This window comes from Mesorhizobium sp. Root554 (assembly GCF_001427025.1).
Taxonomy (GTDB): domain Bacteria; phylum Pseudomonadota; class Alphaproteobacteria; order Rhizobiales; family Rhizobiaceae; genus Mesorhizobium.
Genome location: NZ_LMGA01000001.1, coordinates 565,079 through 579,714 on the forward strand (window position 1 = coordinate 565,079; position 14,636 = coordinate 579,714).

The window sequence follows — 14,636 nt, forward strand, 5'->3', positions numbered from 1 at the left end:
TAAAAATGCTTGAGATCAGAAACCTCCACGCCCGCATCGTCGAAGACGGCACCGAAATCATTCGTGGGCTCAACCTGACAGTGCAGGACGGCGAGGTCGCCGCCATCATGGGGCCGAACGGTTCCGGCAAGTCGACGCTCTCCTACATCCTCGCCGGCCGTGAGGACTACGAGGTCACCGAAGGGGAGATTCTCTACAACGGTGAGTCCATCCTCGAGATGGACCCGGCCGAGCGAGCCGCCGCCGGCATCTTCCTCGCCTTCCAGTATCCGATGGAGATACCGGGCGTGGCGACGATGGAGTTCCTCAAGGTCGCGATGAACGCGCAGCGCAAGGCGCGCGGCGAAGAACCGCTGAAAATTCCCGACTTCCTGAAGAAGGTGAAGGAAGCGGCGGGCCTGCTCAACATGGACATGGCGATGCTGAAGCGTCCGCTCAATGTCGGCTTTTCGGGGGGTGAGAAGAAGCGGGCCGAAATCCTGCAGATGAAGCTGTTGGAGCCGAAGCTCTGCGTGCTGGACGAGACCGACTCCGGCCTCGATATCGACGCGCTGAAGATCGTGTCCGATGGCGTCAACGCGCTGCGTTCGCCCGACCGCTCCATCGTCGTCATTACTCACTACCAGCGGCTGCTCGAGCATATCGTGCCGGATTCGGTGCATGTGCTCTACAAGGGCCAGGTCATCAAGTCCGGCGACAAGTCGCTGGCGCTCGACCTTGAGGCGAACGGCTATGCCGGCGTGATCGGCGAGGCAGCCTGAGGCAGGTCATGAATATGCAGACGACATTCCAGCATACGCCGGCCGAAGCGACCTTGATCGACGCTTTCGGCGAACGGCTTTCGCTGCTGCCGGGCGACGGCGACGTCATGATCCGGCGCGACGACGCCATCGAGGTGCTGAAGGCCGGCTTGCCGACGCGGCGCATCGAATCCTGGCATTACACCGATCTGCGCCGGCTGCTTGCGACCGTGCCCGCCTTCGATCCGAGCGCCGATGCCAAGGCCATTGCGCCGATCATCGAGGGTTCGGCCGTATTGCCGCTGCTCAACGGCGTCGCAAACGCCAAGGCCCCGACGATCGAGGGCGTGACCATCCAGCGCCTGTCGGACAAGCTCACGGACGGCAGCTTCGCGCCCGGACTGGAGCGCTACGGCAGCGATGATGCCATCGGCGCGCTCAACACCGCCTTTGTCGCCGACGGCTGGTTCGTGGACATTGCCGATGGCGTCGCGCTGGAAAAGCCGCTGGAACTGCAGAACCTGCATGCCGGCGGCCAGACGCATGTGCGCCTCCCGGTTCGTGTCGGCAACAATGCCAAGGCGGTCATCGTCGAGCGCCAGACCGGCGAAGGCGCGGTGCTTGCGAGTTCCGTCAGCCAGCTTCTGCTGGGCGACGGCGCCGAGGTCACCTGGCTGATTGTCCAGGAGCAGCCGGAAACGGCGACGCATCTTGCCCAGTTCAAGGCGCATCTCGGCAAGGATTCCAGGCTGACCCTGTTCTTCATGAACGCCGGCGGCAAGCTGGTGCGCCAGGAGATCGTCGTCGCCGCCAAGGGCGAGGGCGCGGATTTCACCCTGCGCGGGGTCAATCTGCTGGCCGGTGACACGCACACCGATGTCACCATGGTGCTGGACCATGCGGTGCCGCATACGACTTCGACTGAAGTGATCCGCAATGTCGTGACCGGCAAGGCGCATGGCGTCTTCCAGGGCCGCATCAACGTGCACCAGTATGCCCAGAAAACCGACGCCAAGATGGCCTGCAACACGCTGCTTCTGTCGGATGACGGCGAGTTTTCGACCAAGCCGGAGCTGGAAATCTTCGCCGACGACGTGCAGTGCGGCCACGGCGCCACCGTCACCGAAATCGACCATGGCCATCTGTTCTACCTGATGGCGCGCGGCATCGATGAGAAAACCGCGCGTGGCTTGCTGGTCAAGGCTTTCGTCGCCGAGGTGATCGAAGAACTGCAGGACGAGGCCATTGTCGAGGCGCTGGAAGCCAAGCTCGACGCGTGGTTCGCGGAACATGGGTAAGAGGACGGCAATCGTCAATCGGCAGTCGGCAGTCGGGTTTATCGATTGCCAACTGTCGACTGCCAACTGCCGCATTGCATAGATGGATCGATCCGCACACACCACTCCCTATGACATCGAGGCCATTCGCCGCGATTTCCCGATCCTGTCGCGGCAGGTCCACGGCAAGCCGCTCGTCTATCTCGATAATGGCGCGTCGGCGCAGAAGCCGCAGGCGGTGCTGGACGCCATCCAGCACGCCTACAGCCAGGAATACGCCAACGTCCATCGCGGCCTGCATTTCCTGTCCAATGCAGCGACCGACGCCTATGAGAAGGCGCGCGAGACGGTGCGGCGTTTCCTGAACGCACCAAGCATCGATACCGTCGTCTTCACCTCCAACACCACCGCCGCCATCAACACGGTCGCCTATGGCTGGGGCATGCCCAACATCGGCGAGGGCGACGAGATCGTGCTGTCGATCATGGAGCACCATTCCAACATCGTGCCGTGGCATTTCATCCGCGAGCGGCAGGGCGCCAGGCTTGTCTGGGCGCCGGTGGACGATCAGGGCGTGTTCCACATCGAGGAATTCGAGAAATGCCTGACCGACCGCACCAGGCTGGTCGCCATCACGCAGATGTCGAATGCGCTGGGCACCGTCACGCCGATCAAGGAAATCTGCCGGATCGCCCATGCGCGCGGCATTCCTGTTCTGGTCGATGGCAGCCAGAGCGCCGTCCATATGCCCATCGACGTGCAGGACCTCGACTGCGACTGGTTCGTCTTCACGGGCCACAAGGTTTATGGGCCGTCCGGCATTGGCGTGCTGTACGGCAAGAAGGAGCGGCTGGAAGCCATGCGGCCCTTCATGGGCGGCGGCGAGATGATCGAGGAGGTGACCGAGGACATCGTCACCTACAATGAACCGCCGCACCGCTTCGAGGCCGGCACGCCGCCCATCGTCCAGGCGATCGGCCTCGGCGCGGCACTGGAGTACATGGAAAAGATCGGCCGCGACCGCATTGCCGCGCATGAGGCCGATCTGAAGAACTATGCGCATGAGCGGCTGCGGTCGATCAACTCGCTTCGCATTTTCGGCGATGCACCGGGCAAGGGCGCCATCGTTTCGTTCGAGCTTCAGGGCATCCACGCCCATGACGTGTCGATGGTGATCGACCGCCAGGGTGTCGCGGTCCGCGCCGGCACCCATTGCGCCCAGCCGCTGTTGAAACGCTTCGGCGTCACCTCCACATGCAGGGCATCGTTCGGCATGTATAATACCCACGCAGAGGTCGATGCGCTTGCAGATGCGCTGGAAAAGGCGCGAAAGTTCTTCGGATGACGATGATGGAAGAAACCAAGGCTACAGAAAACGAAGCAGCGGCCGGTCCCGCCAGCGACGCGACCGGAAGCGATGCCGTTGGCACTGCTGCCGGGAGCACGCCCGCGGGCAATCCGGTGGTGTCGGCTTCGGCCATTCCGCAGGAAGAACTGGCGCGGCTGACCGACGATATCGTCTCGGCGCTGAAGACGGTCTACGACCCGGAAATTCCAGCCGATATCTACGAGCTTGGCCTCATCTACAAGATCGACGTCGAGGACGACCGCCAGGTCAAGATCGACATGACGCTGACGGCGCCGGGTTGCCCGGTGGCCGGCGAGATGCCCGGCTGGGTCGAGAATGCCGTGGGCGCGGTGGAAGGCGTTTCCGGCGTCGACGTCAAGATGGTGTTCGATCCGCCCTGGACGCCCGACCGCATGTCGGAAGAGGCGCAGGTCGCAGTGGGGTGGTATTGAATTCGGCCTATAGCCTTGCGTCGGGCTGAAAACTTCACCATTTTAGGTATGAATCATCCTGCAGGCCTTGAACCTGCGCGGAATGGAGCATGAACAATGGGACGCTTTGCCGTCATCACCATGACCGAACGGGCCGCCGAGCGCGTCCGTGAGATCGTCGCCACCCGCGACAATGCCCAGGGCGTCCGCCTCGGCATCAAGAAGGGCGGCTGCGCCGGCATGGAATACACGGTCGATCTGGTGACCGAGCCGAAGCCCGGCGACGACCACATCGAGCGCGATGGCGCAAATGTCTGGGTCGCACCGGAAGCCGCCCTTTTCCTGCTCGGCACCCAGATGGATTTCGAGCAGACAACGCTGCGCACCGGTTTCACGTTCAGCAATCCGAACCAGTCTTCGGCTTGCGGCTGCGGCGAATCGGTTGAGTTGAAGCCCGCCGATTTGAAGGCGCTGGCCGAGGCGCGGGCCAGCGCGGCTTAGGTTTACTCGTAATAGAGTGCGCTGTAGAGCGCCTTTGCCATGGATTTGAAGGATATGGATGGATCGCTGACTTCCGTTGGAGTCATGTGTTTCGTGTCAGCTATAAGCGCCGACAGGCTTTCCAGATAATCTGCCGTCGATGGGTTCTCGATCGTTACGTCCTTTCCGGCGAATTCAGACAAGTCTCCTGATCCAGCCGATGTAATCATCGAGTGTCTCTATCTCCTCGATACGTCGATGAATTGCTGTGTGGTCGATCTGATTCATCAAACGGCTCCCCATTTGCCGGCGTCTCCGCGATAATTCAATCTATCCACATTCCCGTCCGCTTGTGCCACTCGGCAATCGACTCCTCCGGATACACCTCGAACACCTTGTCGCCTTCGGCAATCTCCGGCTCCACCCAGTTCGCCTTGTATTTCAGCATCAGATGCGTCCGCTCCTTCGGCGTCGGCAGGTCGCTGTCTATGGCTGAGGCGAAGGGATGCACCAGGTCCGGCCAGTTCGGATCGTAAAGCCACAGCGCCGAGCCGCATTTTGTGCAGAAATTGCGTTCTCCGGTCGAGACCTCGCAGGTCGGATGCTCGTCGTCCTCGATCTTGGCCCGGTAGATGCCGATATGGCTTTTGCCTTCGATCTTGAGCGTCGCCATCTCGGCTGCGAGATTAATGGCATATCCGCCGCCGCCCTGCTGCTTGCGGCAGATCGAGCAGTAGCAGAGTTGGTAGGGCGCCGGCGTGTGGCTTTCGACTTCGAAGCGGACGACGCCACATCGGCAGGAACCCTTGAGCAGAAGCGGCATGGTCATCTCCTTGGTAAGCAACGAACTTAGCACCCGGTCCTGTTTAAACATGTCAGCAGGCGTTCGGTTTCAGCGTCTCCCGTCATGACAGCAGCGCCCGGCCATGACATCATCGCGGCATGGACGATGAACGCATCCGTGAACTGTTCGAAGGCCTCGGTTCGGTCTCGATCCGCCGCATGTTCGGCGGCAAGGGCATCTACCACAACGGCGTCATCATTGCGGTGATCCTGCGCGACGAGCTGATGCTGAAGGGCGATGCCGAAATCGCCGCGGAATATGAGGAAGCCGGTGCGAAACGCTGGGTCTATATCGGCTCCCGCCACGGCAAGGAGGTCGCCATGCCTTACTGGACCGCGCCTGAAAGCGCGCTTGACGACCCCGACGAGATGGCGGGATGGGCGCGCAAGGCCTATGAGGCGGGGTTGCGAAGCGGGAAGTGACGCCAAACTTTACCCTCCCCCTTGTGGGGAGGGTCGGCGAGTACTGAAGCAAAGCGGAAAGTGCGAGACGGGGTGGGGGTATTTCCCGTAATGCACCGCCCCGGTCACCCCGACCCCGCGTCAAAAACCTCGTGGGCTCGGTTTTCTCCGCGACCCTCCCCACAAGGGGGAAGGTAAGGCGCCGAACGTCAAAGCGCCCTGGCAATCCGCGCTGCGACCCGCGCATTGTTCTCGACCAGCGCGATGTTGGTCTTGAGGCTGCGGCCGTCGGTCAGTTCGAGGATCTTCGACAGCAGGAACGGCGTCACCGCCTTGCCGGTCACTTTCTGCGCTTCTGCCGCCTTTTGCGCCGCCGCGATATAGCCGGCCATTTCGGCTGCCGGGATTTCATGGTCCTCGGGAACCGGGTTCGCCACCAGCACCCCACCGATCAGCCCCAGAGCCTGCCGCGTCTTGTAAAGGTGCGCGACCGAAGCGGGATCCGGCAGCGTCAGCGGCGCCTGGAACGGCGACTGCCGCGACCAGAAGGCCGGCATCACCGCGCAGCCGAGGCCGATCACCGGCACGCCGCGCGTTTCCAGCACTTCCAGCGTCTTTTCGATGTCGAGTATAGCCTTGGCGCCTGCCGAGACGACGATCACGGAGGTCCGCGACAATTCGTCGAGATCGGCCGAGATGTCGAAGCTTTTTTCCGCGCCCTTGTGTACGCCGCCGATGCCGCCGGTGGCGAAAACCTTGATGCCGGCGAGCTGCGCCGCGATCATCGTGGCGGCGACCGTCGTGCCGCCCGTGCGCCCTTGCGCCACCGCGAAGCCGAGATCGGCGCGCGACAGCTTCATGGCGTCGTCGCGCAGGGCGAGCGATTCGCGCTCGCCGTCGGAGAGGCCGATCTTGATGCGGCCATCGATCACGGCGATCGTCGCCGGCACCGCGCCTTCCTCGGCGACGATCTTTTCGACATTGGCCGCCATGGCGGTGTTGTCGGGGTAGGGCATGCCGTGAGTGATGATGGTGCTTTCCAAAGCCACCACCGGCCGATGAGCCGCCAAGGCCTCCGCCACAGGCTCGTGCAGGTCGATGAACGGGCGGGCGGTTTCGAATGTCACGGGCATCTCCGGTCCGCGCATGGACGATCGCGGCTGTCGAGGGCTGTCATGCCACTTCCTCCGGTTCCGGCACAAGGGCCAGGGCAGCCGCGAAGGATTCGGTGGTGAAGCCGGGAAAGACATGCGGGCTTTCCACCGCCAGCTTCGCGGCCGCCACGCCATGGCGCACCGCCTGCCGCAATTCGACGCCGCCAAGCAACGCCGTCACCGTCGCGCCCGCCAGCGCGTCGCCGGCCCCGGTGACGTCGGAGACACGATCCGGAGCGGGCGGTGCGATGGTGAAAGCGCCTTTAGCGTCGAAACCGATGGCCGGGTTGGGTCCCGAGGTCATGACAGCGCCCTGGAGTCCCAGCGTTCGCAAGGCAGCGACAAGCTCTCGGGGCGGCGCATCATTTCCCAGCCCGCTCAGCGCCTTCGCTTCATTGTGATTAAGGAAGGCGAGGGTGAGCGCGCCGAATATGCCGCGCAGGCGCTGCGCCTTGGCCGGCGAAATGCCGATGGCGAAAAACGGCTTCCCGCCGACAAGGGCCGCCAGCTTTTCCAGGCCTGTAGCGGGCAGGTTGGCGTCGCAGATTACCGCGTCGGCCATCGCCACGATCTCGCGCGCCTTCGAACGCCGCAACTGCTTGGTGAAGGCCAGATCATAGAGCGTCATGTCGGCGAAACCGACGATCAGGTCGCCATGACGGTCGAGCAGCGCCAGATAGCTTGGGCTGGCGCGGTCGAGGAAGACGGCCGAATGATCCTCCATTCCTGCTTCGCTGATGGCCCGCGATACCGCTTCCGCAGCCGCGTCGCCGCCGCGCAGCGAAAGGAGTGAAACCGATGCGCCGCGCAACTGGGCGATCCTTAGTGCGTTGAAAGCGCCGCCGCCCACTTCCTCGCGCATCATGCCGGGGTTCGATGCCGCCGGGACATAGTCGCCGATGACGTGGCCGCGCCGGTCGATATGCGCGCCGCCGACGCCGAGGATGACAGGGCTGCTCATCGCCTCACCAACTCCGCGATTCTGTTGGCGCGAACAGCCCCAGGAGGCTTATGCTCACCCTCGATCCGAATCGGACCGTTCGTTCCCGTCCTCCATCCCCGCCGAAACACGCGGACAGGCTCCAGACCAAAATCGGCGGACAAAAAAAGAACAAACTGGAATATTCCTTGTTTTTCATAGAGTTGAGTACTCTTGCCAAAATGGAACAAAAGCGGTACATATTCACAGGGATCACCGGATTATCCGGCCTTCATTGACGACCAAGGGGTGATGTATCATGGCTCAGAATAGCTTGCGGCTTGTAGAGGATAAATCCGTGGACAAAACAAAGGCTCTCGACGCCGCGCTTTCGCAGATTGAGCGCGCTTTCGGCAAGGGCTCCATCATGCGGCTGGGCGCCAATGAGCAGGTCGTCGAGATCGAAACGGTGCCGACCGGTTCGCTCGGTCTGGATATTGCGCTTGGCGTCGGCGGCCTGCCGCGCGGCCGCATCGTCGAGATCTACGGGCCGGAAAGCTCGGGCAAGACGACGCTGGCGCTGCACACGGTTGCCGAGGCGCAGAAGAAGGGCGGCATCTGCGCCTTCGTCGATGCCGAGCACGCGCTCGATCCCGTCTATGCCCGCAAGCTCGGCGTCGATCTGGAGAATCTCCTGATCTCGCAGCCGGACACCGGCGAGCAGGCGCTGGAGATCTGCGACACGCTGGTTCGGTCCGGCGCCATCGACGTGTTGGTGGTGGATTCGGTCGCGGCGCTGACGCCGCGCGCCGAAATCGAGGGCGAGATGGGCGATTCTCTGCCGGGCCTGCAGGCCCGCCTGATGAGCCAGGCGCTGCGCAAGCTGACCGCCTCGATCTCGCGCTCCAACACCATGGTCATCTTCATCAACCAGATCCGCATGAAGATCGGCGTTATGTTTGGTTCGCCCGAAACCACCACCGGTGGCAACGCGCTGAAGTTCTATGCGTCGGTTCGGCTGGACATCCGCCGCATCGGCTCGGTCAAGGACCGCGACGAGGTCGTCGGCAACCAGACGCGCGTCAAGGTGGTCAAGAACAAGCTGGCGCCGCCCTTCAAGGTCGTCGAGTTCGACATCATGTATGGCGAGGGCGTGTCGAAGACTGGCGAACTGGTCGATCTCGGCGTCAAGGCCGGCGTCATCGAGAAGTCAGGCGCCTGGTTCTCCTACAATTCGCAGCGATTGGGCCAGGGGCGCGAGAACGCCAAGCTGTTCCTGCGCGACAATCCTGACACCGCGCGCGAAGTCGAGCAGTTGCTGCGACAGAATGCCGGTCTGATCGCCGAAAAATTTCTTGAGAACGGCGGCAGTGAGAACGGCGACGACGCCGAAGACGAAGCCGGCGCGATGTGATCGTCATTCCCGGCCGTTCGCCGGGGCGAGTACGCGTTCATGCGTTTTCAAGCCGCCGGCCTCGCGCCGGCGGTTTTGTTTTGACCGCTTTAAGGGCATGCGGCCACCATGATCGGCGATGCCGTTTCCGTGTTTCTGGACAGTCCACCGGACGCCCGCTAAAAGGCCATGTTCATTTCCGCCGGCTGCCGGCGGTTTCCGCGAAAAGGCATGATTATGAGTGGCGTCAACGAGATACGGTCGGCATTTCTCGGCTATTTCCGCAAGGAGGGGCACGAGGTCGTAGCCTCCAGCCCGCTCGTGCCGCGCAACGATCCGACATTGATGTTCACCAATGCCGGCATGGTGCAGTTCAAGAATGTCTTCACCGGTTTGGAGACACGGCCCTATTCGCGCGCCACGACATCCCAGAAATGCGTGCGCGCCGGCGGCAAGCACAACGATCTCGACAATGTCGGCTACACCGCCCGCCATCACACCTTCTTCGAGATGCTCGGCAACTTCTCCTTCGGCGACTATTTCAAGGAGCGCGCCATCGAGCTCGCCTGGAACCTGATCACCAAGGAGTTCGGGCTGTCGAAAGACCGCCTTCTGGTCACGGTCTACCACACGGACGCCGCCGCCGCCGGCTTCTGGAAGAAGATCGCCGGCCTGTCCGAGGACCGCATCATCCGCATCGCCACCAGCGACAATTTCTGGGCGATGGGCGATACCGGTCCATGTGGCCCGTGTTCCGAAATCTTCTACGACCATGGCGAGAGCATTCCCGGTGGTCCTCCCGGCAGCCCGGATGAGGATGGCGACCGTTTCATCGAGATATGGAACCTCGTCTTCATGCAGTTCGAGCAGTTGACGAAGGAGGAGCGCGTCGACCTGCCGCGTCCGTCCATTGACACCGGCATGGGGCTGGAGCGTGTCGCCGCTGTCATGCAGGGCGTGCATGACAACTACGACATCGACCTGTTCCGCGCTCTTATCCGCGCTTCGGAAGAGGCGACAGGCGTGAAGGCGGAAGGCAAGAACAGGGCGAGCCACCGGGTCATCGCAGACCATCTGCGCGCCTCGTCCTTCCTGATCGCGGATGGCGTTCTGCCGTCCAACGAAGGCCGCGGCTATGTCCTGCGCCGCATCATGCGCCGCGCCATGCGCCATGCCCAGCTTCTGGGCGCCGCCGATCCCCTGATGTGGCGGCTGGTGCCGGCGCTGGTGCGCGAGATGGGCCAGGCCTATCCGGAACTGGTGCGCGGGCAGGCATTGATTGCCGAGACGCTGAAGCTGGAGGAGACGCGCTTCCGCAAGACGTTGGCGCGCGGCCTTGGCCTGCTCAACGACGCGACGGAAAACCTCGCCAGCGGCGATCGCCTCGACGGCGAGACCGCCTTCAAGCTCTACGACACTTATGGATTTCCGCTCGACCTGACGCAGGATGCCTTGCGCCAGCGCGGTATCGGCGTCGATCTCGAATCCTTCGACGCCGCGATGGCGCGCCAGAAGGCCGAGGCGCGGGCGAACTGGTCCGGTTCCGGCGAGGCAGCGACCGAGGCTGTCTGGTTCGGCGTGCGCGAAAAGTCCGGCGCCACCGAATTTCTCGGCTACGAAACCGAACAGGCGGAAGGCATCGTCCAGGCTCTCGTCCGGGACGGGCAGGCAGTGGACAGCGCTTCCGCCGGTGAAGCCGTCGCCGTGGTCGTCAACCAGACGCCGTTCTATGGTGAGTCCGGCGGCCAGATGGGCGATGCTGGAGTCATTTCGGGAGAAGGGTTTTCCATCGACGTCACCGATACGCAGAAAAAGGGCGACGGCCTCTTCGTGCATCTCGGCAAGGTCGCCAGCGGCAAGGTGAAAACCGGGGCGGCGGTCGAACTCAAGGTCGATCATGCGCGCCGCACGCGACTGCGCTCCAACCACTCGGCGACTCACCTCATCCACGAGGCGTTGCGCGAGGTGCTGGGCACGCATGTCGCGCAGAAAGGCTCGCTGGTCGCGCCCGAACGGCTGCGTTTCGACATCTCCCATCCGAAGCCGATTTCGGCCGACGAACTGGAGACGGCCGAGGCGATGGCCAATGAAATCGTGGTCCAGAACAGCCCGGTCACCACGCGGCTGATGAGCGTGGACGACGCCATTGCCGAGGGTGCGATGGCGCTGTTCGGCGAAAAATACGGCGATGAGGTGCGCGTGGTTTCGATGGGAACCGGGCTTCACGGCGCCAAGGCGAACCGGCCATACTCGGTCGAACTTTGCGGCGGCACCCATGTCGCCGCAACCGGGGACATCGGGCTGGTGCGTATCCTTTCCGACAGCGCGGTCGCCGCCGGCGTGCGCCGCATCGAGGCCCTGACGGGCGAAGCGGCGAGAAAGCATCTCGACGAGCAGGAGCGTCGGCTGAAGGCTACGGCGGCGGTCCTGAAGGTTTCGCCGGCTGATGTCCCGTCGCGTGTCGAAGCCTTGCTGGACGAGCGCAAGAAACTCGAAAAGGAACTGGCCGACGCACGCAAGAAACTCGCTCTCGGCGGTGGTTCGGCCGCAGGCACGCCGGGCGGCAATGAAACGATCGCCGGCGTTGGCTTCCTCGGCAAGGCAGTCTCCGGCGTATCGCCCAAGGATTTGAAGCCGCTCGCCGACGAAGGCAAGAAGTCGCTGGGCTCCGGTGTCGTCGTGTTCGTCGGCGCCGGCGAAGACAACAAGGCAAGCGTCGTCGTCGCGGTAACCGACGACCTGACCGGTCGCTTCAGCGCCGTCGATCTTGTGCGAGTGGCCTCGGCCGCGCTCGGCGGGCAGGGCGGCGGCGGCCGGCCCGACATGGCGCAGGCCGGTGGCCCGGACGCCTCGAAGGCAGATGACGCCATCGCCGCTGTGAAGGCGGCGCTGGAAGCAGCCTGATCTTTATAAAGCCAGGTGAGAAAGGGGCGGCTCGGGCCGCCCCTTTTGTTTGGAACTGGAACTATTCCGCCGGTACTGTGCCGGCAGTCTGGATCCTGTCCTCGAACAGCGCTTTCCATATCACCGCGCCGACGATGGCGCCGACGATCGGCGCCAGCCAGAACAGCCAGAGCTGGCCGATTGCCCCGGTTTCCGCGAACAGCGCTGCGCCGGTGGAGCGTGCCGGGTTCACCGAAGTGTTGGTGACGGGGATCGACACGAGGTGGATCAGCGTCAGCGTCAGCCCTATGGCCAGCGGTGCGAAGCCGGGAGCAGCGCGCGGACTGGTGGTCGCCAGGATGATGAAGATGAAGAAGCCTGTCAGCACGACTTCGATCAGAAGGCCGGCGAGCAGCGAGTACTTCCCGGGCGAAAGCTCGCCATAGCCGTTGCTGGCGAAGCCGCCGGCGACGAAATCCGGCTTGCCGGATGCGATCAGATACAACACCGCGGCCGCGACGACGCCGCCGATGATCTGGGCGATGACGTAGCCGGCCAGGTCACTGGCTGGCATGCGCCCACCGACAACCATGCCTACCGAGACAGCAGGGTTGAAATGGCCGCCGGAAATTCCGCCGACCGCATAGGCCATGGTGACCACGGTCAGGCCAAAGGCCAGGGAAACGCCGAGCAGGCCGATGCCTACATCGGGGAAGGCAGCTGCGAGCACCGCGCTGCCGCAGCCGCAAAACACCAGCCAGAATGTTCCGAAGAATTCTGCTGCAAGCTTTCTATACATGGGTCCCTCCGTACCGAAAAGTTACGCACGCAACTTACGCCGAGTCGGTGCGTTCAGAAAGCAGCTCAAACCGCCGGAAATCGGCTGATCGCAACGGTCAAATGCGCGCGATTGGAACCCTTGCAGCTCGAGTTCCCTTCACACGTCGTCGCTGTCTTCCGCAGCCGCGAACGGCGCTATCGCGACGCATCTGCGACCATATCCGTGCTTGTCGACGATTAGCTTGGGACGGGGAATGAAATAGCCGCTTGACGCTCCGTCATCTTGGTGCAAGTCTAATCCGTAACTAGAATATAAGTTACATAATTATGGATTAAACGGGAGGGAACCGGAATGAGGCGTTTACTTCAAATGGCCGCTGTGGTTGCGGCGCTGCTGCCGGCTTTTGCATCCGCTGAACCCCAGAAGGGCGGCGTGATCGACGTGGCCACGGTGGGCGAACCGCCGACACTCGATCCGATGGCCTCTACCGCCGATCTGGTCGGCATCGTCACCCAGCACATATTCGAGACGCTCTATACGTTCGGCAAGGACTGGGCGATCACGCCGCTTCTCGCCGCCGACCTGCCGCAGATTTCGGACGACGGGTTGACCTACACGATCCCCCTCCGGACCGGCATCAAGTTCCACGATGGTTCCGATATGGATTCCGCCGACGTCGTCGCTTCGCTGCAGCGCTGGATGAAGGTGGCGACCCGCGGCAAGCAGGCCGCCGAGGTGGTCGCCAGCATCGAGGCGCCGGACGCCAACTCCGTCAAGATCACACTGAAGACGCCCTATGCGCCGCTGCAATCGCTGCTGGCATTCAACAACGCGGCCGCGATCATCATCCCTTCGGAGAACGCCGGCGAGGACCCGATGACCAAGTTCATCGGGACCGGCCCGTATATGCTGAAGGATCGCAAGCCGGACCAGTTCATCCAGCTCGTCCGCTTCGACGGCTACAAGCCGCTTGAAGGCGAATCGAACTTCTATGGCGGCGCACGGAAGCAGTATCTCGACGAGATCCGCTTCGTGCCTGTGCCGGATCCCAACACCCGCGTCGAAGGCGCGGTCGCCGGCCAGTTCGCCTATGCCGATGCGCTGCCGGTCGAATCCTACGACAAGATTTCCGGCGGCAAGACAAAGCCGGTTATCCTGAAGCCGTTCGGCTGGCCGGTGTTCGTCATGAATACCAAGGAAGGCCTGAATTCGGATATCCGCATCCGCAAGGCCATCCAGGCGGCTCTGGCGCCAAGCGACATGCTGACCGCCGCGTTCGGCTCGCAGGACTTCTTCGCGGTGGACGCTTCCATGTATCCGGAGGGCTTCGCCTGGCATAATGCCGCCGGCACCGACGCCTACAAGCCGGATGGCGACACCGAGGCAGCGGCGGCGCTGTTGAAGGAGGCTGGCTATGACGGCTCGAAGCCGCTGCGCATCCTCACCAGCCGCCAGTACGAGTTCCACTACAAGATGGCGCAGGTGGCCCAGGCCTATCTCGAGCAGGCCGGCTTCAAGGTCCAGCTCGACGTGGTCGAATGGGCGACGCTGACGAAGAATCGCACCGATCCGAAACTGTGGGACATCTACATCACCCACAGCCCCTTCCTGCCCGAGCCCTCGCTCAACGGCTTCATGTCGGACACGACGCCGGGCTGGTGGGCGACCGATGCCAAGCACAAGGCGGTCGAGGCCTTCAACAAGGAGTCCGATCCCGCCAAGCGTGCCAAGCTCTATGAAGCGGTGCAGCAGGCGATCTATGACGAGGCCCCGATCTTCAAGATCGGCGACTTCAATGCGCTCGCCGCTCAGTCGCCGGAGCTGAAGGGCGTGACACCCGCGCCGTGGCCATACTTCTGGAACGCCTATCTGGAGAAGTAAGCCTTTCGCTCGTTTCGCCCTTTCCGTCCTCGGATGGGAAGGGCGGCGGACGCGCCGTCCAGGTCGACAAAGGCATCCGCCTGTCGACGATGCAAGGGGACCGT

The 14,636-nt window shown here is 63.0% G+C and carries 14 protein-coding genes; 9 read left to right on the forward strand and 5 right to left on the reverse strand.

Annotated elements, in window-relative coordinates; genetic code table 11:
• Positions 1-5 precede the first annotated feature (5 nt).
• The 5 genes from sufC (at position 6) to sufA (ending at position 4,297) form a co-directional block, all read left to right on the forward strand.
• Positions 6-761 carry a Fe-S cluster assembly ATPase SufC gene (sufC, locus tag ASD44_RS02660; RefSeq protein ID WP_056108438.1) on the forward strand — a complete coding sequence of 252 codons (756 nt, stop codon included), beginning with the start codon at positions 6-8 and terminating at the stop codon, positions 759-761.
• Between the two features lie 8 nt (positions 762-769).
• Complete coding sequence (gene sufD / locus ASD44_RS02665; RefSeq protein ID WP_056108440.1) at positions 770-2,038, forward strand: Fe-S cluster assembly protein SufD; 1,269 nt, start codon at positions 770-772, stop codon at positions 2,036-2,038.
• 82 nt (positions 2,039-2,120) lie between these two features.
• The gene (locus ASD44_RS02670; RefSeq protein ID WP_056108444.1) at positions 2,121-3,362 is read left to right on the forward strand and encodes a cysteine desulfurase; all 1,242 of its coding nucleotides are present in this window, start codon (positions 2,121-2,123) and stop codon (positions 3,360-3,362) included.
• Positions 3,359-3,817 carry an SUF system Fe-S cluster assembly protein gene (locus ASD44_RS02675; protein WP_056108448.1) on the forward strand — a complete coding sequence of 153 codons (459 nt, stop codon included), beginning with the start codon at positions 3,359-3,361 and terminating at the stop codon, positions 3,815-3,817. The genes ASD44_RS02670 and ASD44_RS02675 overlap by 4 nt, the downstream gene beginning before the upstream one ends.
• Before the next feature lie 96 nt (positions 3,818-3,913).
• Positions 3,914-4,297, forward strand: a complete 384-nt coding sequence (gene sufA, locus ASD44_RS02680) for a Fe-S cluster assembly scaffold SufA (protein WP_056108451.1) — start codon at positions 3,914-3,916, stop codon at positions 4,295-4,297.
• A gap of 2 nt (positions 4,298-4,299) precedes the next feature.
• Here the strand turns inward: sufA and ASD44_RS02685 are convergent, their stop codons facing one another.
• Together ASD44_RS02685 and ASD44_RS02690 are read right to left on the reverse strand one after the other, a co-directional pair.
• Positions 4,300-4,479, reverse strand: coding sequence for a hypothetical protein (locus ASD44_RS02685; protein WP_056108455.1), 180 nt, complete (start codon positions 4,477-4,479; stop codon positions 4,300-4,302).
• A 122-nt stretch (positions 4,480-4,601) separates the two neighbouring features.
• The gene (locus ASD44_RS02690) at positions 4,602-5,099 is read right to left on the reverse strand and encodes a GFA family protein (RefSeq protein ID WP_056115302.1); all 498 of its coding nucleotides are present in this window, start codon (positions 5,097-5,099) and stop codon (positions 4,602-4,604) included.
• Between the two features lie 119 nt (positions 5,100-5,218).
• Between ASD44_RS02690 and ASD44_RS02695 the strand changes: the two genes are divergently transcribed.
• Entirely contained in the window at positions 5,219-5,542 is a 324-nt protein-coding gene (locus ASD44_RS02695; RefSeq protein ID WP_056108458.1) for a TfoX/Sxy family protein, read from the forward strand.
• A gap of 188 nt (positions 5,543-5,730) precedes the next feature.
• Here ASD44_RS02695 and ASD44_RS02700 read toward each other — a convergent pair whose 3' ends face one another.
• Both ASD44_RS02700 and ASD44_RS02705 read right to left on the reverse strand, forming a co-directional pair.
• Positions 5,731-6,648 carry a pseudouridine-5'-phosphate glycosidase gene (locus ASD44_RS02700; protein WP_056115305.1) on the reverse strand — a complete coding sequence of 306 codons (918 nt, stop codon included), beginning with the start codon at positions 6,646-6,648 and terminating at the stop codon, positions 5,731-5,733.
• A gap of 46 nt (positions 6,649-6,694) precedes the next feature.
• Positions 6,695-7,636 (reverse strand): carbohydrate kinase family protein, encoded by a 942-nt coding sequence (locus tag ASD44_RS02705; RefSeq protein ID WP_056108461.1) that lies wholly within the window; start codon positions 7,634-7,636, stop codon positions 6,695-6,697.
• Positions 7,637-7,913: 277 nt separating this feature from the next.
• On the opposite strand from ASD44_RS02705, the gene recA reads away from it, so the two are divergent.
• Together recA and alaS are read left to right on the forward strand one after the other, a co-directional pair.
• Positions 7,914-9,008, forward strand: a complete 1,095-nt coding sequence (recA, locus tag ASD44_RS02710) for a recombinase RecA (RefSeq protein WP_056108464.1) — start codon at positions 7,914-7,916, stop codon at positions 9,006-9,008.
• Between the two features lie 216 nt (positions 9,009-9,224).
• Positions 9,225-11,891 (forward strand): alanine--tRNA ligase, encoded by a 2,667-nt coding sequence (gene alaS / locus ASD44_RS02715; RefSeq protein WP_056115307.1) that lies wholly within the window; start codon positions 9,225-9,227, stop codon positions 11,889-11,891.
• Between the two features lie 61 nt (positions 11,892-11,952).
• On the opposite strand, the gene aqpZ is transcribed toward alaS, so the two are convergent.
• Positions 11,953-12,669, reverse strand: coding sequence for an aquaporin Z (gene aqpZ, locus ASD44_RS02720; protein ID WP_056108466.1), 717 nt, complete (start codon positions 12,667-12,669; stop codon positions 11,953-11,955).
• Positions 12,670-13,020: 351 nt separating this feature from the next.
• On the opposite strand from aqpZ, the gene ASD44_RS02725 reads away from it, so the two are divergent.
• Positions 13,021-14,532 (forward strand): ABC transporter substrate-binding protein, encoded by a 1,512-nt coding sequence (locus ASD44_RS02725; protein ID WP_056108469.1) that lies wholly within the window; start codon positions 13,021-13,023, stop codon positions 14,530-14,532.
• Positions 14,533-14,636 lie beyond the last annotated feature (104 nt).